Origin of the sequence: Brevibacillus sp. AG (genome assembly GCF_028369215.1) — a bacterium.
In the GTDB taxonomy this organism is placed as follows: domain Bacteria; phylum Bacillota; class Bacilli; order Brevibacillales; family Brevibacillaceae; genus Brevibacillus; species Brevibacillus porteri.
In genome coordinates this window covers 260,920-279,865 of the sequence record NZ_JAQMYO010000005.1, presented here as the reverse complement: position 1 = coordinate 279,865, position 18,946 = coordinate 260,920, and the positions used below count along the sequence as shown (strand labels likewise).

At 47.9% G+C, this 18,946-nt stretch carries 17 protein-coding genes; 15 read left to right on the top strand and 2 right to left on the bottom strand.

Annotated elements, in window-relative coordinates; translation table 11 throughout:
- Nucleotides 1-22: 22 nt before the first annotated feature.
- The 13 genes from POF51_RS15195 (at nt 23) to POF51_RS15140 (ending at nt 13,642) form a co-directional block, all read left to right on the top strand.
- Complete coding sequence (locus POF51_RS15195; protein WP_069847900.1) at nt 23-2,104, top strand: methyl-accepting chemotaxis protein; 2,082 nt, start codon at nt 23-25, stop codon at nt 2,102-2,104.
- Between the two features lie 133 nt (nt 2,105-2,237).
- A complete protein-coding gene (locus tag POF51_RS15190) occupies nt 2,238-2,969 on the top strand; it encodes a GTP pyrophosphokinase (RefSeq protein ID WP_017250656.1) in 732 nt (243 codons plus the stop codon).
- Nucleotides 2,956-4,392, top strand: a complete 1,437-nt coding sequence (pepV, locus tag POF51_RS15185; protein WP_069847898.1) for a dipeptidase PepV — start codon at nt 2,956-2,958, stop codon at nt 4,390-4,392. Before POF51_RS15190 ends, pepV begins: the two co-directional genes overlap by 14 nt.
- 150 nt (nt 4,393-4,542) lie before the next feature.
- Nucleotides 4,543-5,145 carry a TetR/AcrR family transcriptional regulator gene (locus POF51_RS15180; RefSeq protein ID WP_017250654.1) on the top strand — a complete coding sequence of 201 codons (603 nt, stop codon included), beginning with the start codon at nt 4,543-4,545 and terminating at the stop codon, nt 5,143-5,145.
- Between the two features lie 74 nt (nt 5,146-5,219).
- Complete coding sequence (locus tag POF51_RS15175) at nt 5,220-6,521, top strand: MFS transporter (RefSeq protein ID WP_069847896.1); 1,302 nt, start codon at nt 5,220-5,222, stop codon at nt 6,519-6,521.
- 141 nt (nt 6,522-6,662) lie between these two features.
- The gene (locus POF51_RS15170) at nt 6,663-7,739 is read left to right on the top strand and encodes a M42 family metallopeptidase (RefSeq protein WP_069847894.1); all 1,077 of its coding nucleotides are present in this window, start codon (nt 6,663-6,665) and stop codon (nt 7,737-7,739) included.
- 284 nt (nt 7,740-8,023) lie between these two features.
- The gene (locus POF51_RS15165; RefSeq protein WP_069847892.1) at nt 8,024-9,514 is read left to right on the top strand and encodes a DEAD/DEAH box helicase; all 1,491 of its coding nucleotides are present in this window, start codon (nt 8,024-8,026) and stop codon (nt 9,512-9,514) included.
- 63 nt (nt 9,515-9,577) lie between these two features.
- Nucleotides 9,578-9,724 carry a PadR family transcriptional regulator gene (locus POF51_RS32190; RefSeq protein ID WP_083261642.1) on the top strand — a complete coding sequence of 49 codons (147 nt, stop codon included), beginning with the start codon at nt 9,578-9,580 and terminating at the stop codon, nt 9,722-9,724.
- Between the two features lie 250 nt (nt 9,725-9,974).
- Entirely contained in the window at nt 9,975-10,547 is a 573-nt protein-coding gene (locus POF51_RS15160; protein WP_083261641.1) for an SDR family NAD(P)-dependent oxidoreductase, read from the top strand.
- A gap of 215 nt (nt 10,548-10,762) precedes the next feature.
- Nucleotides 10,763-11,932 carry a hypothetical protein gene (locus POF51_RS15155; RefSeq protein WP_271755675.1) on the top strand — a complete coding sequence of 390 codons (1,170 nt, stop codon included), beginning with the start codon at nt 10,763-10,765 and terminating at the stop codon, nt 11,930-11,932.
- A gap of 232 nt (nt 11,933-12,164) precedes the next feature.
- Nucleotides 12,165-12,599 (top strand): Lrp/AsnC family transcriptional regulator, encoded by a 435-nt coding sequence (locus tag POF51_RS15150; RefSeq protein ID WP_069847884.1) that lies wholly within the window; start codon nt 12,165-12,167, stop codon nt 12,597-12,599.
- Between the two features lie 5 nt (nt 12,600-12,604).
- Nucleotides 12,605-13,243, top strand: a complete 639-nt coding sequence (locus POF51_RS15145; protein ID WP_069847882.1) for a LysE family translocator — start codon at nt 12,605-12,607, stop codon at nt 13,241-13,243.
- 153 nt (nt 13,244-13,396) lie between these two features.
- Nucleotides 13,397-13,642 (top strand): hypothetical protein, encoded by a 246-nt coding sequence (locus tag POF51_RS15140; RefSeq protein WP_017250648.1) that lies wholly within the window; start codon nt 13,397-13,399, stop codon nt 13,640-13,642.
- Between the two features lie 77 nt (nt 13,643-13,719).
- Here the strand turns inward: POF51_RS15140 and POF51_RS15135 are convergent, their stop codons facing one another.
- The gene (locus POF51_RS15135) at nt 13,720-15,132 is read right to left on the bottom strand and encodes an RsmF rRNA methyltransferase first C-terminal domain-containing protein (RefSeq protein WP_069847880.1); all 1,413 of its coding nucleotides are present in this window, start codon (nt 15,130-15,132) and stop codon (nt 13,720-13,722) included.
- Between the two features lie 84 nt (nt 15,133-15,216).
- On the opposite strand from POF51_RS15135, the gene POF51_RS15130 reads away from it, so the two are divergent.
- Nucleotides 15,217-15,972, top strand: a complete 756-nt coding sequence (locus tag POF51_RS15130) for a hypothetical protein (protein WP_069847878.1) — start codon at nt 15,217-15,219, stop codon at nt 15,970-15,972.
- A 24-nt stretch (nt 15,973-15,996) separates the two neighbouring features.
- Entirely contained in the window at nt 15,997-16,941 is a 945-nt protein-coding gene (locus tag POF51_RS15125) for a methyl-accepting chemotaxis protein (RefSeq protein ID WP_069847876.1), read from the top strand.
- Between the two features lie 221 nt (nt 16,942-17,162).
- Here POF51_RS15125 and POF51_RS15120 read toward each other — a convergent pair whose 3' ends face one another.
- Nucleotides 17,163-18,836: a M14 family metallopeptidase gene (locus POF51_RS15120; RefSeq protein WP_069847874.1), complete on the bottom strand. Its 1,674-nt coding sequence runs from the start codon at nt 18,834-18,836 to the stop codon at nt 17,163-17,165.
- Between the last annotated feature and the right edge of the window lie 110 nt (nt 18,837-18,946).

The following is an 18,946-nucleotide window of genomic DNA, read 5'->3' as shown; positions in this document are numbered from 1 at the left end:
GGAAAAAATGGGGGTCTTTTCCATGAAGTTGGGCGCTCGTATACTGCTCGTACTACTACTGGCAGGAAGTGTACCGCTGACGGCAGCGGGAGTGTTTGCTTATCAGGAATCCAAGCAGGAATTGTTGAACGGAAGCGCCGCTACACTGGAAGCGCTGCGTCACAGCAACAAGGAACAGGTGGAAAATTACTTTCGTGAGCGAGCCAGGAACGTGGATACGCTGGCTGCATCGGGAACAGTAATGTCTGCCCTTTCTTCGTTTGAGGACGTGTGGCGGCAAGGACGAGAATCGCCTACCTATGAAGAAGTGCAAGCGAGATATACCAACGAATTGAAAATGGAGGTCGCTCGCTACGGCTTCGTAAATGCTTTTCTGTTGAATGCACAAGGGGACATCGTGTACGAGACAAAGCCGCAGGCCGATTTTGGTACCAATCTCCTGACAGGCCCACACGCTGACTCTGTACTTGGCCAGACTGTGCAGCAAGTCAAGAAAACCCAAAGCGCAGAAATGTCAGATCTAGGCATTTACGAGCCATCTGGAGGAGCGCCAGGGGTATACATGGCAGCGCCGATCTACGAGCGAGGCTACATCATCGGGCAAATAGCAGTCGAAGTATCCATGGATTATATTTCTAGAATATTCAATCAACGAGAGGGGCTTGGGGAAACCGGGAAGATTTACTTGGTGGGTGGTCCGGACAAGCTCATGCGCTCACAACTGGGCAGTGAGCCAAATACGTTGTTACAGCAAAAAGTAGATACGCCCATCGTTGATCAAGTCTTGCTCACCCAACAATCCGAAGGAACGGTCGAAAGCATGGATTACTTAGGACAGCAAGTGCTCGTGTCCTATGATCAGGTCAAAGTGGGGAAGAAGACGTGGGCGATTTTGGCAGAGATGAATATGACTGAAATACTGGAGGGCCCAACCCGCATTCGGGATGCCATGATTGCCTTTAATGGTGCCGTCCTCTTGCTAATCGTCATCATCTCGCTATTTACAGCAAATTGGCTTCGCCGCTCGTTTCGCGGCATGCTTTCCGTGGCAGAGCGGATCGGACATGGGGATTTTTCGCGTGAGATTCCTGACAAACTATTAAAACGAAAAGATGAACTGGGGGAGCTTGCAGGGTCTCTCGTTACGATGCAGAAGCAACTGCGCAAAATTTTGTTTCAGATTCAGCAGGCAGCCGCTTCCGTTTCCGGTGCGGTGCGAAATATCCAGGGAAACACCAGTGAGATTGCCGCTTCCAGTCAGCAAATTGTCCTCGTCGTCGATCAAGTGGCTGCATCTGCTGACAGTCAGGTAGAAAAAATGGGACAAACCTTGAATCTAGCTGTTGATTTGACGAAAGATGTGGCGGTCGTAACGGAAAATGTAGAACGGGTGACTGTATCTGCGGAAGAAATGAAGCAGCATGCACACGCAGGCAGACACGCGATCGCAGATGTGATGGACAGCATGGACGAAATCAATCGTTCGGTAGAAGCTGCAACGGATGTCATTCATGTATTGGAAGGGCGATCGAAGGACATTTCGAGAATTATCTCCGTCATTACAGAAATTGCCCGACAGACCAATCTGCTAGCCTTGAATGCTGCGATCGAAGCAGCCAGAGCAGGAGAGCATGGCAAGGGATTTGCCGTCGTCGCTGGGGAAGTGCGCAAGCTGGCAGAAGATACCAACAGCGCTGCCCAGCAGATCGTAGGCATGATTGGAGACGTACAAAAGGATACGAGAGAAGCAGTCGCCAGGATGGTCGAGGGTGCCCAAACGACCGCCCGCGGCATAAAAACAGCACACCAATCGCAAGAGATGTTCCAGCACATCGAGGAAAACATCCTCGGGGTGTCGCAAGAAATTAATGGTGTCAGTGAAGCATTCAAGCGTATGGCGCCAGATGCCCAGCAGGTAGCCGTTGTCGCTGGTGAAGTATCGTCCGCATCGATGCAAGCGGCTGCCGGTGTCCAAAGCATCTCGGCTGCGGTAGAGGAGCAGAGTGCAGCGATGGAGCTTATCGCAGATGCTGCGAATCAGCTGGCCATTCTAGCAGAAGAGCTGAGAAGCTCACTTGCAACCTTTGTTTCGCGCGAAAATTAAGAAAAGAGGGACGGAGCAAAAGCCAGTGACAACTGCCTTTTCTCCCGTCTCTTTTTGTATTTTGGAAGGATATCTCACACAAAATGTTGAATGATAAGGACGATGGAGAGTTTCAAGCCGGAGGGACGTAAGCGTGCACAAACTAGATTGGGAACTATATCTGCTACCGTTCGAACAAGCTGTAGAAGAAATCAAAGTCAAAATTAAAAATATCCGTAACGAGCTGCGCAAACGCAAGGAGCATTCACCGATTGAGTTTGCGGTGGGCAGGGTCAAATCGATCCCGAGTATTTACAACAAGGCAAACCGCTTGCAGTTTCCGATTGATGAGAATATCTGCTGGGAAATTCGCGATATCGCAGGCATCCGCGTCATTTGCCAGTTTATTGATGATATACCTGCAGTCGTTGAGATGATCCGCAACCGCGGAGACATGCGTGTGTATTTGGAGAAGGATTATGTCTCTACCCCAAAAGAAAGCGGCTATCGCGGCTATCACCTTGCCGTGGAGTATCCGATCATGATGGCGGGTGGGCAAGTGACCATTCCGGTAGAAATTCAGATTCGCACATTGGGAATGAATTTTTGGGCGACGATTGAGCACTCGCTGAATTATAAATACGAGGGAATTATCCCATCCGATATACGGCAAAGATTGTTCGAGGCTGCCAAGGCGTCCTACAAGCTTGATAGCGAAATGAACAACATCCGGGACGAAATTAAAGACGCCCAAGCAGAATTTACGAAAAAAGAAGTGCCGATGGAGTCATTGTTATCGTTGGTGGAGCTGGATCTCGACGTCGATGCGGCAATGGACGAAGGAAGTATGAATGAGAGGACTGGAGAAGAGAATGACAAGCGTTAATTGGCTGGAAGAAACAAAAAAACGCAAGGACGAACTGATTGCGACGACACAACAGTTTTTGCAGATTAAAAGTGTATTGGACCCCGAGTCAGCACGGGAAGGTGCCCCTTTTGGAGAAGGGATTCGGCAAGCGCTTGACTTTGCTCTAGGCGTGTGTGAAAAAGCAGGCATGACAACCAAAGACGTCCGCGGGTATGCAGGGCACGCTGAATTCGGACAAGGTGAGGAATTGATCGGCATTCTGAGCCATGTCGATGTCGTACCGGAAGGCGATGGCTGGAGTACGCCTCCGTATGCAGCCGAGATCGTGGATGGACGCATGGTGGCCCGTGGTGCGATTGACGACAAGGGACCGACGATGGCGGCCATTTTCGCAGCGAAGATCGTGATGGAGTTGGGATTGCCGCTGTCGAAGCGCGTGCGCTTTATTTTCGGTACGGATGAAGAATCGAGCTGGCAGTGTGTGAACACGTATTTTGAAACGGAAGAAATGCCGACGATGGGCTTTACACCAGATGCAGACTTCCCGCTGATCTATGCGGAAAAAGGCTTGACCGATCTGTCATTACGGCAGACGCTTGCATCCTTCCAAAGCCTTGGAATACCTGCTGCGGATAATGTGGCGGCAAAGCTCGTTTCCTTACAGGCTGGCTTGCGGATGAACATGGTTCCAGACAAGGCTGTAGCAACGCTTGCGCCAATCGGCTTGAATAGTGAGGCGATTGCACAAAGTTATCGCCAGCACTTGGAAGCGACTGGCTTGAAAGGAAAAGTGGAGGAGCAGGACGGTCTCGTAGTGCTGCACATGGAGGGCGTTTCGGTTCACGGAATGGACCCGAGCAAAGGTGTCAACGCGGGTACTGAGCTCATTCACTTTTTGCGCACCTTGTCCTTGGATGAACGCGGAGCAGTATTTGTAAGCTTGGCTGATCGTTATTTGCACAAGCAGCATTACGGTGAAGCGCTTGGCATCGCGCATGATGATGAAGAAATGGGTGCGCTCACACTGAACACAGGTGTGATCGAGTATGACGAAAAGCAGGATGCGCTTTTCCGTCTGAATATCCGTTACCCACATTCTGTTGCCTTCGAAAAATGGTCGGCCGTTCTTGCTGAACGATTCAGTGAAGGGGCATACACGCTCGAAGTGGCTGAGCATCTGACACCGCACCGCGTCGACCCGAATCACCCTTTGGTGACGACACTGCAACGCGTGTATACGGAACAAACAGGCGAGGAAGCAGGTATCATTGCAATTGGCGGCGCTACCTACGGCCGTTCGCTGGATGTTGGGGTAGCATTCGGACCGCTTTTCCCAGGTCGTCCTGACAGTGCCCACCAGCGAGATGAATATATTTTCGTGGATGATCTGATCAAAGCGACAGCGATTTACGCGCAAGCGATCTATGAATTAGCGAAGTAGGAATAGCAAGCGGCTGGACACAAGTGCCAGCCGTTTTTATTTTTTGCTGAATCAGGAGAGACAAAACTCTTTGCAAATGCTGGAAGTCAGTACTATAATGCAAGTAACGATTGATCGATTAATCATTCATCAGCAAGGAGCCTGTACAGCATGCCACTTTCAGAAGAACAAGTGCTAAAAATGAAGCAAAAGCGGGAAACGATTCTTCAGCAGGCCGTTCTCTTGTTTGCCGAGCGCGGCTATGATGATACCACCATTGCAAAAGTCGCAAAGGCATCTGGAGTGAGCTTTGGCAGTGTTTTCACGTACTTTGAAAACAAGGATCAGCTCTTTCATGCTGCCGTCACGGAGCCATTACAAGAGCATTCGGTCAAACTGCTTGACTTTGATCCCCAAGCATCTGAGCCATTACTGGAATTAGAGAGAATGGTGACCAATCACATCAAGCTTTTCGCCGCGTTTGATTCGTACTTGCGTCTGGTCGTCCAAGTAGTTGGCTACTACAATCGTTTTGCCCATTCATTTGCTGAGTTAGATGCGTTTCACAACACATTTCGTACGAAAATTGCGGAGCTCTTGATCAATGGACAAGAGAAAGGACTCTTGCATGTCCAAGACCCCAAATACGTGGCGACAGCGTACATGAGTCTGTTAATTGGTCTGCGTGTGAATTTGACCGATGAGCCACAAAGCAACATGTGGGAAAAATTCGTTCCGTTTGCCATGCAGCTTTTTGGACCGAAGAATCGCTAGCATTCTCCATCGGTCTTTTTTTTGGAATATAAATGATTGATTAATCAATCGTTGAGAAAAGAGGAATGGTCACGATGAGTTTTTGGAAGTTCGACAGCAACATTCAGATCAGGCTGATGTTACAATTTTTGACGACGATGGCGAGCATGACTGTGACCCCGTACTTGATTGTTTTTTTCTCCAAGCAATTGGGGACGGTTGTAACGGGCTTCATGTTTTTAGGTGTGATGGCAGCGAGTGTCGCAGGCTCTTTTGCAGGGGGATATGTGGCAGACAGGATCGGGCGAAAAAAAGTCATCGTTGTGTGTGAGGCGGTCATCTTTCTCAGTTTTCTTGGTGTAGCCTTTGTCAACTCGCCCTGGATTCAGCTGCCTTACGTGACATTTATTTTGTTTCTGTTCAATAACTTTTGTTTGGGGGCGTCAGGTCCTGCATACCAAGCACTCATCATTGATGTGAGTCAGCCTGAGAACAGGCGAGCGATTTTTACGGCTTCCTATTGGTTGAATAATCTGGCGGTAGCTATAGGAGGATTGGTGGGGGCTTTTTTGTTCGACAAGCATTACTTTGCCCTATTTCTCGGTGTGGCTGTAAGCATCGCTATTTCGCTCGCTATTACGATCCTGTTTATCAAGGAAACGTATGAGCCAGAAAAAGGTGCACGCTCAGCGTCTGGCAAACAAAGACAAAAAGATTCGAGTTTTATGGCAGATGTCATGGGAGCTTATAAAGAAGTGCTCAAGCATCGGATTTTTCTGCTGTTTACCATAGCGAATCTGCTCATTATAGCTGTAGAGGAGCAATTGACCAATGTCATAGGCCTTCGTTTAGTGCAAGAAATCCCGGAGCCTGAGCAGTTATTTTCGTTTCTTGCTATTCAGGTGGATGGGATGAATTTGTTAGGCCTTTTAAAAACAGAAAACACGTTGCTGGTTGTTTGCTTGACCGTTTTGCTCTCCTATGTGGTGAAGGGCTTGAGAGATAGGGCCGTGCTCCTGTCAGGCCTGGTCCTGTACTTTTGCGGGTATGCCTGGATTAGCTTCAGCAGCTCTCCCGCTGTCTTACTCATTGCCATGTTCTTCGCGACGTTGGGTGAAGTGATGCACATTCCGGTAAAACAAGCGTTACTCGCCAATATGGTGCCGGATCATGCGCGGAGCACGTATATGGCTATACATTCCCTATTTAGCATTGTAGGGGTCAGTAGTGCTGGTGTGTTTATTCTTGTCAGTGCGTGGGTTCCCAACGTTGCGATCACCGGAATTTTTGCAGGGATGGGACTGATTTGTCTCGTGCTATTTCATCGGATTACGAAAAGGGTTGGGCAAGAACAAGAAGCTGCTACGAAGGCCACCCAATCAAATGCGACAGCATGAAGAAGTACTCGAGCGCATTCGGGACACTGGTTGGGGAAACAATAACAAATAGGGTGTCGGAAATTTGGGAATAAAAGGGTTTTGTAAGCGGTTTCTCGAAGTCATAAAGGGAATACGTCAGTATCGAAAAGGAGATAAAGGATGGACGATCTCACGAAATTGATCAAGGATTTGACGGAAACGGACGGAGTACCTGGGCACGAGCGCGAAGTCAGGGTGAAGATGGAGGAGTACTTACAGCCTCTCAGCGACGAGTTGGTAAAGGATCGACTGGGTGGGGTACTCGGGAAGAAGACGGGGGCAGAAAACGGTCCGAAAATTTTGCTCGCGGGACATTTGGATGAAGTGGGCTTCATGGTGACACATATCACGCCAAAAGGGTACTTGCGTTTTATTCAGCTCGGCGGATGGTGGACGCACAATATCCTCTCACAACGCGTGAAGGTCAAGACACGGAAAGGTGAGTATCTCGGGCTCATTGGTTCAAAGGCACCACACGCACTGGAAAAAGAAGAGCGGGAAAAAGTCATGAAGCTCAAGGATTTGTACATTGACATCGGGGCAAAAGATGAAGCAGATGCGAAGGAAATGGGTGTTCGCCCTGGTGATTGGATTGTTCCTGACAGTGATTTTACGACGATGCGCGACGGAGAGCTGTGGGTCGCAAAGGCGCTCGATAATCGAGCGGGGTGTGCGCTGGCAATCGAGGTGCTGAAACGTTTGCAGTCGGAAGAGCATCCAAATGTGCTATACGCCGGTGCAACCGTTCAAGAAGAAGTTGGGACGCGCGGTGCTGGCACAGTAGCGACGCTTGTTGAACCGGATATTGCTTTTGCTGTCGATGTTGGACTCGCATATGACACGCCTGGAAATGAATCGTATCCGATGACCTGCAACGTGGGGGACGGTCCGCTCGTTATGTTATTTGATGCCACGATGATTCCGCATACCGGATTGCGCGATCTCGTATTCGACACAGCAGAGGAGCTCGGCATCAATATCCAGGTGGATGCCCTCGCAGGAGGCGGAACAGACGCAGCGAAATTCCATACAAGCGGCATTGGCTGCCCGTCGATTGTCGTCGGCTTTGCGACACGGTATATTCACAGCCATAATGCGATTATGGCAAAAAGTGATTTCGAGCAGGCTGCCCAGCTGCTGACAGCTGTCATCAAGAAGCTCGATAAGGAAACGGTTCAACAACTGCTCGATAGATGAGATAGGCGAAACCCTCTCCATGCATGTATCATTGCGATGGAGAGGGTGTTTTTTGTGATGATGGAGAGGTTATGAAATCACGAGCCTCGGAGAAAAATACCCGGGAGTTGAACGGTTTAGTTGTTTTTTCGAGAGTACTCCTTTAGTATAGGTAGGATAGGATTTCGCAAGGGCAACAACCTGCCTAGGATGAATTTGATTGATGAGAGCCGGTTTTATCGCATCCACTGTCCATGCAGTCATGGTGTGGCGAATCGGTTCGCTTGTGAAAGGAAGTGGAAGTTATGGCAAAATCGTTTGCGTCTTTTGGTTTTCGTCCGGAGCTGATGCAAGGGATTCAAGACCTGTATTATAAAGAACCGACACAAATTCAAGAGGAAGCTATTCCTCTCATTATGGAAGGCAAAGATCTAATCGGACAAGCTCAGACAGGTACGGGAAAAACAGCTGCATTCATGCTGCCGATCCTCAACGCTTTGGAAGAGGGAAAACGCGACATTCAAGCGCTCATTCTCACCCCGACACGTGAGCTTTCCATTCAGATTGCCAAAGAAGTAGAAAAGCTGGGTAAGCACCTGAATGTAAACGTGCTGTCTCTGCATGGTGGAACGGATATCGACAAGCAACTTAGCAAACTGAAAGAAACCGTACATGTTGTAGTCGGAACACCAGGCCGCGTGCTGGATCATATGAAGCGCGGATCGCTCCATTTCGGACGCATCTCCACATTGGTGCTGGATGAAGCTGATAAAATGATGGAAATGGGCTTCTTGGAAGATGTGGAGCAAGTGATCGTGCACACGCCTTCCCAGCGTCAGGTGCTGTTGTTCTCTGCTACGATGCCTGATTTGGTGAAAAGACTGGCGCACCGCTTCATGAAGCAGCCACCGCATATCAAGATTGAGGGTAAGCAGAAGACTGTTGAGCGCATTGAACAATTTTACTATGTAGTGAACCAAAGCGATAAGACGGACGCTCTCGTGGATGTGCTGGAGCAAGAGCAGCCGTTCTTGACCATCGTGTTTGCCAATACGCAAGTACGTGTACAGCAGCTTACAGCTCGATTGCAGGAAAATGGCCTCGCTGCGAAAGCACTGTACGGTGATTTGTCCCAAAACAAGCGGGAACAACTGATGAAGCAATTCCGTGAGATTCGTTTCCAATACTTGATCGCGACAGATATCGCGGCTCGTGGACTCGACGTAGAAGGCGTAACACATGTCATCAACTACGATTTGCCGAATGACGTGGATAGCTACATTCACCGCGTTGGACGTACGGGTCGTGCGGGACAAAAAGGTAAAGCCATCTCCCTCATTTCTCCTCGTCAGAAGAACTTGATGGGGCGTTTTGCCAAAGCCACGAAGGCATCGATCGAGGAAAGAATTTTGCAGGAAGGTCGCCATCTGGATGCGGGTCGCCGTCAACGTGCGGAAGAACGGGAAGCTCATTTCATTGAGCTGCGGGCACAACAGGCGAAAGAGCAACAGAAGGAAAAAGACAAAGAGTTCTCTCCTGTACGTGAAGCCTTGAAGAAAAAGACGAAGGTAAAACCAGGCTACAAAAGGAAAATGGCGCGTGAGCTGGGTGAATTGCAGACGCAGTATGAGAAAAATCGCAAGAAGGCAGAAGCGATTGCAGCGCGTAAAGCAGGTAAATCTGCGAAGCCAGCCGATGCCAAGAAAGCGGGAAAAGGTGGAGCCGCTCGCTCTGCTAAGGGTGGAAGACCGTTTAGTCAATCCTCATCCGCTGGGAAAACGCGTGGAAATAAATAAAGATGGTAAGAGAAACTGTCCAGATTCGAAAAGGGTCTGGGCAGTTTTTTTGATTTGGATCGAATGAAGCTCCCTTTCTCCTATTTCTTTCGATCAACTTATGGAACGATATATCCCATGCTTAATCGGATGGAGAAGGAGGGATTGATAACCAAGGAAATTGTACCTCAGGACGAGAATATTTTAACGCCTATTTACAAGGGCCCCTAGAGCGGGATAGTACAAAATCAGATTTTTTGATGAGGCTTTACTTTGGCGAATTTGTTGGGTATGACAAAGTGATTGCCTGGTTAAAGCAAGCGCAGGAGGAAGCGCAAAAGAATTTAAATGAGTTATGCGAGAAGTATTCGCTTTATAAAGATGAAATGCATCCGGCACAGATCATATGCATCCAGATTGGGATAAATGAATATAGCGCTAAACTTGAAACGATAGCCCAGGGATTGTTAAATATGGAACAATGGGGATTCTTGAAGCAGCTACCGATGAGCAAATTAGAAGACAATTTGAAGTGAATGTTTTTGGTTTGATAAACATGACGAAAGCCATCGTGCCACATTTTAGATCTAATAAAGAAGGCTTGCTGATTAATATTTCTTCTATGGGAGGAAAAGTTACCTTTCCTACAATGTCACTTTATCATTCGAATAAATTTGCGGTTGAAGGCTTTTCAGAAGCTTTATCTTATGAATTAGCATCTCAAAACATCAAAGTAAAGTTGATCGAACCAGGAGCTATTCATACAGACTTTGGCGGAAGATCAATGGAGTTCTTTTTTAATGAATCATTAACTGACTACAAGCAGTTTACTGCTGCATTCCTAGGTAAATTGGCGGAAATGGAAAAAGACCCAGCATATGCCTCGTCTCCAGAGCTTGTCGCTGAAACGATATATCAAGCGACAACAGATGGTACAAGTCAGTTACGATATGTGGTTGGTGAAGATGCAAAAACGCTCATTAAAATGAAGGATAATTTGGGTGATGAAGAGTATATGAAGAATGTAACTCAGCATTTTTCTTTATTACGGTAATGAGCTATGAACATAAATGGATTACGTAAACACTGTCGGTGGACAGAACTTGCGTACATATCCGACGTGTAAGAAACCACCTTCTAGGTGGTTTTTGTTATGGTGAGATCATATGGGACACAACAACGATGTTAAGTTGGAATATGTTCATGCTCTGTGGTAGTCTATTATGTATTGTTTCGAAAAACAAAACTTTTTTAAAGTAAGGATGAATTATGAAAAAAAGAAATAAAATTGCTCTCGTTTCTCTTTTGGCAATCGTAGGTGTAGTTTTGTTTTTCATCGTGATGAACAAAACCGTTCAAACTGAATATGAATCGCTAAATGAAACAGACAAACAGATGTTAACCGAGCTGTCGACGATTTATCAACATTTTGAGCAATCACCGGATCAGCTTTGGAACGAGGAGTATGATTTTCGAACCTTACCGCTCTTGCTTGTGCACACGAATAAAGATAGAGGGTTTTTCCGAAAAGAAGCCTTTGCAGTAAATGTGAAGCAATTCGAAAACAGTATGTTTGCTACAGAAATCAAAGTACCGGAGGCATTCGGTTTGCCTAAAGTGTATCGGGTCAGCCGTTTTGATCCGTCCACGATTTCTGCGTGGATGCCCTTTAACTTTGCGACTCTTGAGATGGATGGCACCGAAGCCATGTATTTTAAGTATCATCCCAAAATGTTTAGCGAGCCGGAGCTGTATTTTGATTTTGCTTCCTTTTTGCTCCATGAATCGTTTCACATCTTCAAGCAAAAAAATTGGACCTATGACGCTGATGGGGCAGAATTTATTGATAACTACCCCGTTACAGAAGAAAATTACGCCTTGATGGGACTCGAATTCAAGCTGCTGGATCAGGCAATGGCTGTGAATGATACCGAAACCATCAAACAGCACTTGCGTGATTGGGCGATCGTGCGCAGCTATCGTTATCAGAAATGGCCACAACTGGTGGGGGAAACCAAGACAGAGGCGATTGAGGGATCAGCCCGCTACATCGAGTATCGTTACAGCGAGCTTACAGGTGGAAAGCTGACCGTTCTTGCGACAAAAGAGGAGCCTTTTCACGTTACGTTTATGCATGTATTTGACGTGATTGCCAATGGTCAATTGTCCCCGCGTTATTTGGTAAGAAGTATTCGGTATGAGACTGGTTCTGCCCTTGAGCTGTTGATGGACAAAGCAGCTATTCCTTGGAAAGCAGCGATTGAGGATCACCCGCAGAAACCGGGCCAAACACCCTATGAAATAGTGAAAGCCTATTTCAACATACAGGATAGTGCTAGCGTGGAAAAAGAAATAGAGAGAATCAAGAGCAAGTATGGATATGAAGCTCTTCTGGAGCAAGGGGCAAAGATTGCGAACTTGAATAAAGAAGAGCAGTAAGGCTCCTAAAAAGGCTTATTCCCACTTCGATCAGGAGGAGGAATAAGCTTTTTTCGTACCTGAAATCGAAGGATGACCTAAATCTGTTAGGAATACGCTCTGAGATTACATGTCGTACAGAAAAAAATGAAGAAATACGGATAAATAGTTAAAAGTATAAGGTTATTGCACCGAATGCCTTTCTCTTTGAAAGAAGTTGTTATAATGAATAGAAAACAAGGAGGGAGATCAAATGGATCGGATTGATGAACAAATCCTCCGTTTATTGCGGGAAAATGCTCGAATCACCAGTTCAGACATCAGTAAGCAGGTTCATTTGTCCGTGCCTGCGGTCTCCGAGAGAATACGCAAGCTGGAGGATACAGGACTCATTAAGCAATTCACGGTGAAGCTGGATCGGGAACAGCTAGGGCTTCACCTGATTGCATTTGTGATGGTGGAAATCGAAAAAACGGAGCATATCGCTGGCTTCCGTGAAACGGTCTTGCAGGCAGTCTCTGTGCTGGAATGCCATCATATTGCGGGAGCTTACGATTATGTATTGAAGGTTGCCGTAAAAGGGACAGCCGATCTGGAACGATTCATCTCTGAAACATTGAAGCAAGTAGAAGGTGTAAGCAAGACGAATACGATGATCGTCCTGTCTTCCATGAAAGAGGAGATGTGAACCTGATGGCAATCTGGAACGGTCTATTATTTGGGATGATGCTCCAGCTATCCGTTGGTCCGGTTTGTCTGGGAGTATTGCATCGCTCGATGACTCGGCGATTTCGGGATGCACTCATGATGGTACTGGGGGTTGCACTCGTAGATGCGGTTTATATGGTGGGGGCGGTCGGGGGACTGTCGCTGCTGTTACAAATCCATTGGGTCAAACAGATGGTTTTGATTATGGGAGCTCTGATTTTGACTTGGTTTGGGATTCAAACCTTGCGTGCCATAAAAGGCAGAGGCGTACATGAACAAGCTCCAGTCCAGCATGCTCCATCGGGTCGAAACAGCTTTTGGCACGGCGTGCTTCTGACGCTCGCGAATCCACTGACCATTCTGTTTTGGGCGGGAGTTTTTGGCTCACTATTGGCATCTGGCACTTTTGTTCATTCAACAGAGTTGTTCTTGTTTGCTACAGGCTGTCTGTTATCGACCTTATTGTTCTTGGGGCTGGTAGCTTTGGTGGCCACGTATTTGGCTCGATTTTTTCGCCCAGGTTGGCTCAACTTTTTTCATGGACTCAGTGGTGTCTTTCTCATTGGGTTTGCGATTGTCCTTTACGCAAAAAGCTGTCTAATGCCTCCATACTGGCCTTTTTAAAGGAGTTCGGAATGACTGCATCGAATTTTAAATAGAATACAGGAATTGCGATCGAAAATAGTGTTTTCCTCCCATGTGATTTGGGTAATAGATAGGAAGATAGAACCCTTTCTTGTGAAAGTACCATAGTACAGGGTGTGAGGAGAACCAGTGATGACGACGGATACGTGCTTGAAATGCGGCAGTCCGATGGGCCGGGGAGAGTACACTTGCCAGGTTTGCGGAGAAAACGAAATACAAGACTACCAGATGATTCGCAATTACGTGAGAAGTTATCCGAATTCAAATGCGATGCAAATAGCCAATGCAACAGGGATATCTGTTTCAAAAATATTGCGTTATATAAGAAATGGCTCGTTGACGGTAGTAGACAATCCGCCCCGCAGAGGGCGATCATAAGAAAAAGAGAAAAGCGCACAAGCTGTCACGAATGCATTTCGTGTAGACTTGTGCGCTTTTTTATTTTTGATGCAAATTTACAACCAGCGTAGACCCTTTGGATAATGATTTTTGAGTTGCCCTTCAGATTGCTTGCCCCAACCGATGGGGAATCCATCTACAGTAACCAGCGTCCAGCCGCTTTCACCATCACGCGTGAGAGCTTCACCTTTTAAGTACCGCAACATCTCAGGATCGTCTGCGTCATACGGAGCGACACGGACTGCCTCCGCAGGAGAGAGGGAGAGTGCCAAGGCGTGTGCAGGTTCAAATCTGTTCTTTTTTACAGTTCCTAGGTGCAGACCGACGCGCGCGACCTTGAGCTTGTCCCAGTCGAGCTCGGGAGCAGGTGAGTAGTAGAGCTGTTCGCCGAACAAAAGAAAAGCTGATTCATCATCGAATGGTTTGGAGAGCGCCGGGAGTGCTTCATCCGCGAACGTACGCCAAGCTGCCATGGCTTCTTTACGACCTGCCGGAGCCGATTTTGCCACACGCTTTTCTTTACGCTTCCCGGCAGGTTCATGAACTTCAGCGGTATCACTCTTTTGCAGCTTGGCGAGGTAATGACCTTCTCCCTGTAAACGATGCGGCCACAGTCTCGCTGTCTGGGTGAGTTGCTCGTTATACGGCGATGCCCACTCTGGTTGGCCAGCAGAAAAGCAATCTACATGTGGCAGCGAGACGATCTCAAATTCCGGATGACGTCCCATGAAGTTTACGAGTGACTGCTCATTTTCCAACGGAGCGAATGTGCAGGTGGAGTAGACCAACGTCCCGCCTGGCTTCAGCATCGCAGCGGCCGCTTCAAGAATATCGCCTTGCATGAGATGGCACTCGGTTACTTTTGCAGGGCTCCAGTCTTCGATTGCTTCGGGTAGCTTGCGGAACATTCCTTCGCCAGAGCATGGAGCGTCTACTAAAATTCGGTCAAAAAACTGGGGGAATCGCTCCTGTAAGCGTTCAGGCGTTTCGTTGGTCACGACGGCATTGGTCACGCCGCAGCGCTCCAGATTTTCTGACAAGGCTTTTGCACGAACAGGATGGATTTCATTTGCCACAAGCATTCCTTGTCCAAGCAAAAACGCTGCAAGCTGCGTCGATTTCCCTCCTGGTGCTGCACACAGGTCGAGGATGCGCTCACCAGGTTGTGCACCGAGTGCTTCGGCAGCGGACATCGCGCTTGGCTCCTGCAAATAGTACATGCCAGCGGAGTGAAAAGGATGCTTGCCGGGACGATCTGGTTCTTTGTAGCGAAAACCGTTTTCGCACCAAGGGACTGCTTCCAGAGCAAACGGCGAGATTTTCAAAAAATCGTCACGCCCCACCTTCAACGGATTGACCCGCAAGCCGTGTGCCACTGGCTGATCATACGAGGAAACGAATGCCTCATAATCGTGTCCGAGCAAGGTTTGCATGCGCTCGGTAAATGATGTTGGTAAATTTTTTGTCATAACAGCCTCCGTGTCAGATTTTGGCCCCATGTGAAAGGAAAAGATAGAATCATGGCGAATCATAGAGAATGAGGTGAGAGCATTATGGAAGGATCCCGTGCAAAACGCTACCGCTCCCGGCGGAGAAATGACTCGGAAGTAAGCCGGTTTTGGATCATGGGGTTGCTGTTCTCACTGCTGGTGCTCGCTTTTGAATTCTTTATCGAAATACCCGCCGATGCAGATTGGCTGATCGATATGGAGATGGCTTTGTTTTCTGCCAGCTTTACGTTACTTGCCTTTTATCTGCTCGGACTTACCTTTGCCTTTTCACGCCACCAAAAGGCAGGGAAGATCAATCACCAAATCATCATCTATGTATGGTTGGGTGCGATCTTGTTTCACTTGTTCCTGCTCATCAGCAATTTGTCCAATCAGCATGTGTACAAAGCAGGGATCATTCTATTTTTAGGACCATTGTTTTTAACTGTCTACCATTTTATCACGTACTTGGGAGCTTTGCGCGAGGAGCGTGAGGAACAGGAGGCAGCTACGACAGCTACGCTCGAGCGTACGGCCTACCAGATGATTCTGGAGGGTGGACGTGTATACAGTGAGCTGAGTCGCCTGAAAACAGAATATCCAGAAGTGGAGCAAATGCTTCGTGCCAACGATTTTCACGATAAACTGGAGCGCTATGCTTTGGAAATGCAGCAGTATTTGCAGGCGAAGCATTTTGAGCGTAAAGACGTGGAGCTCTTGGAGGGTCACTATTATTTCTTGGAAAACTTGCTGAGCTTGGCGAAACAACATCCGGGAATAATCGAGTCCCGCGTATATAGCCGCCGAGGTGACAATTGATGGGTACAAAGGAGAGGGAAGCGGATGTTTTGGAAAAAAGACAAAGGCCTAGCAGTAAAAGAGACAGTAGCGACGACAGTGGCAACTCCCACAACCACAATGGCAGGACAGCAAGACGCTTGGAATCATGAGCTTCGCGGTATTTACGAACAGATGGGTGCGATCCTCACTTCGAACCAAGCGATGAACGCCGAATCCGATCAAATGGTGCGATTGGTGACGAGGATGAAGCGTGTCGTAGATAATATCCAGGGTATTAACGAGCGGGATGATGAATCTGCGAGTCAGTTGTCGGTTCGAGGAGAGCGCCTGACAGACATCTGTAAACAATCGGTAGCGCGTGCAGATGAAGGCAAGAAGGCCATGACCGACGTTGTAGAAGTCATGAGCCTGCTCGACAAAGAATCGGTCCATACGTCCAAATCCATGAGCCGCTTGGGAGAGCGCTCTTCGGAAATTACGAGCATCGTCAAGGTAATCAGCGATATTGCCAATCAGACCAACCTTCTCGCTTTGAATGCTGCGATAGAAGCAGCACGTGCGGGTGAACAGGGCCGAGGCTTTGCTGTAGTAGCGGATGAAGTACGGAAGCTAGCCGAGATGACCGCGAACTCGACCAAGACGATTGCAGAATTGATCGGCAAGATTCAGGAAGAAACAAAAGAAGCGTTGTCCAACAGTGAAAAAAGCAGCAGTGCGATCAAAAATGGGCTTTCTATCAGCAAGGATGCTGCGGAGAAGACGGATCAGATCGTGAACGCTTTCCAGGTACTGAACGGCGAAGTGTCAGGTGTGATGGAAATCATCGCGCACCAAAAGCGATTTGCTGACGATGTGTCCCAACAGGTAAGTGATGCGAAGGGCTTGCTGGACGAGCTGAATGAAGGCTTGACCAAGCACGTGAGGGACGCCAACGCAGTAGAGCAAATGCTCGCGTCGAGCGTAAAGGATGTCAAAAAGGTATTGTGATCATAAGGAAAAAGAATCAGGAGTCCGTATCCAAGCGATGCGGACTTTTTGGTATTTGTTCACTTTGTTTCACTTCCGTTTTCACCGACAATGGTCGAAGTGAGCGACAATACGCAAAAGCTGGCAGGGCTTGCCCAAGAAGTGTTTGAAATAAAGTAAGCCTATACATGTAACAAAAATCCCCTCTCAGGAGTCTAACTTTAGAGAGGGGATTTTTTCCTTTAGTTTTTTGGTGTGGTGGGTAGCGATTGCTCCAGCATATAGCGATATACCGGGACTTCATCGCCCTTTTCAACGGGCAAGAAGTTAAACGTCACGTAGCTGTCTACTGATTCCGGTTCCAAGGCTAAAGCAATGAAGTTGGCGTTTGGCTGGGCCATGCTGAACACGTAGCTACCCGCAGGAAAGGTTTTCGTTGTTTCTGTTACATTTGCAGTCACTTGGTTGGTGAAATGCCCATTCTCGTATATCGGATTCACCTTGTTTTCCAAAATGGTGTAGCTTTCTACCGCTATGGTCGTTTCTTTTGATAGCTTGCTTACCGAAATACCGAGCAGTTCCAGCTTGGCTGCAACGTCATGGTAGCCAGGAGGCATAAGATAAGCAGTGGGGCGCTCGCGTTCGAGTACGGGATAGGCATCCGTGGAGCTTACCCAGTCGATGGGGGTAGACACTTTTTTTGCCGTGGCTAGATCGACCACTTCGAGAGATTGACCCGGTACTCGCTTATTCTCACTCAGGATGACGAGTTTGTCGTTGTCGTTTGCTTTTTTGCCTTTTTCCGTGATTTCTGCGCGTGCCTGCGTCACGGAGGACTTGATTGCTTTGGCGTTGGCCGCTGTTGATTGGATGACAGCAGCGTGAGTCATGGCCTGACTGTATACACGGCGCTCAAAATCGGCGCGTCCAATGCCGATGCCGCGTGTTTCCACCAAAAACGTCAACGTGTTTTTCAAGCCCAAGGCATTGCGGCCGATTCTCGTCTCTGTGCTGCCTTCTGTTGCGGTCACTTTTCCGTCCTTGCCTTTTGCCAGCGTATAGTATGCGTGATGAGAAAGTTGCTCCTTGTCGAGTGCTTTTTGAACGTCAGCCAAGAGCAGGTTGTCTGACATTTTACGAAGGTTGGCGGGGATATTCAAGTTTTTCGCGGAAGAGATCAGAACGTCGTAGGAAGAGATCGCGCCTTTTTCCCCTACATCGCGAAGCTGGCTGGAAGAGACGCCGTATTCATGGGCGTCAAGCACCACATCAGGTTGATAGGTATTGATCGCCTGGTGAACCGATTGCACCTCTGGATATTCTACCTTCATGTAGTCACGGTTGGCATCCAGCTCTGTCGCGATGTAGCGTTTAAACTGGAAGGAGCCGTCCGGGTTGATGCGAGGAACAATCGCGACGTTTACTTGATCCAGGAGGTCGGGGCCAAGCTTTCCTTCTGCCAGCCATTTGGCGATCACGAGAGCAGATTCACCAGAGGCGGGTTCATTTCCGTGGATTTGTGCCTGTAGCCAGATGAGTGGTTTCTCCTTGTTTTGTTTGAGCTTGCTGTGGTCTTTGCTGAATAGCAGCAGGGGGATGTCGCGACCTTCCAATGATGTACCGATGGATAGCAGCTTGATTTCCTTGTTGCCTGTAGCTAACTTGCTTATGTAAGCCATCATTTCTTCCTGGGATGTAAAAGCTTCTTTTCCTTCTTGGAAGCCGGGTGTCCCAAACTGGATAGTGGGCTTGGGGAACAAGCTCTCAATCTGTGCAGGCTGTACATAGGTTGGCCCTATTCCGTAATAAGGAATGTGGGGTTGTGGTTCAGCTTGGGTGGCATGGATGATTGAGGGGCTGGTGAACAGAGATATTACGAGTGCTGTAGAAACAACGTAGCGTACTTTCTTGTCCATAAATTCCCTCCTGAGAAATAAAATAAGACACCTATGATTAATTTATCAGATTATTATAAAAATAATAATCGCTACGAAATATTCATTTTAAAGTAGGACTTTCGGTTCTC

Bases quoted from the DNA above. Each gene is read 5' to 3' on its own strand.
- POF51_RS15180 (WP_017250654.1), top strand. From the start codon at position 4,543: ATGCCACTTTCAGAAGAACAAGTGCTAAAAATGAAGCAAAAGCGGGAA.
- POF51_RS15175 (WP_069847896.1), top strand. From the start codon at position 5,220: ATGAGTTTTTGGAAGTTCGACAGCAACATTCAGATCAGGCTGATGTTA.
- pepV (WP_069847898.1), top strand. From the start codon at position 2,956: ATGACAAGCGTTAATTGGCTGGAAGAAACAAAAAAACGCAAGGACGAA.
- POF51_RS15135 (WP_069847880.1), bottom strand. From the start codon at position 15,132: ATGACAAAAAATTTACCAACATCATTTACCGAGCGCATGCAAACCTTG.
- POF51_RS15155 (WP_271755675.1), top strand. From the start codon at position 10,763: ATGAAAAAAAGAAATAAAATTGCTCTCGTTTCTCTTTTGGCAATCGTA.
- POF51_RS15170 (WP_069847894.1), top strand. From the start codon at position 6,663: ATGGACGATCTCACGAAATTGATCAAGGATTTGACGGAAACGGACGGA.
- POF51_RS15130 (WP_069847878.1), top strand. From the start codon at position 15,217: ATGGAAGGATCCCGTGCAAAACGCTACCGCTCCCGGCGGAGAAATGAC.
- POF51_RS15195 (WP_069847900.1), top strand. From the start codon at position 23: ATGAAGTTGGGCGCTCGTATACTGCTCGTACTACTACTGGCAGGAAGT.
- POF51_RS15145 (WP_069847882.1), top strand. From the start codon at position 12,605: ATGGCAATCTGGAACGGTCTATTATTTGGGATGATGCTCCAGCTATCC.
- POF51_RS15150 (WP_069847884.1), top strand. From the start codon at position 12,165: ATGGATCGGATTGATGAACAAATCCTCCGTTTATTGCGGGAAAATGCT.
- POF51_RS15125 (WP_069847876.1), top strand. From the start codon at position 15,997: ATGTTTTGGAAAAAAGACAAAGGCCTAGCAGTAAAAGAGACAGTAGCG.
- POF51_RS15160 (WP_083261641.1), top strand. From the start codon at position 9,975: ATGGGGATTCTTGAAGCAGCTACCGATGAGCAAATTAGAAGACAATTT.
- POF51_RS15120 (WP_069847874.1), bottom strand. From the start codon at position 18,836: ATGGACAAGAAAGTACGCTACGTTGTTTCTACAGCACTCGTAATATCT.
- POF51_RS15165 (WP_069847892.1), top strand. From the start codon at position 8,024: ATGGCAAAATCGTTTGCGTCTTTTGGTTTTCGTCCGGAGCTGATGCAA.
- POF51_RS32190 (WP_083261642.1), top strand. From the start codon at position 9,578: ATGAAGCTCCCTTTCTCCTATTTCTTTCGATCAACTTATGGAACGATA.
- POF51_RS15140 (WP_017250648.1), top strand. From the start codon at position 13,397: ATGACGACGGATACGTGCTTGAAATGCGGCAGTCCGATGGGCCGGGGA.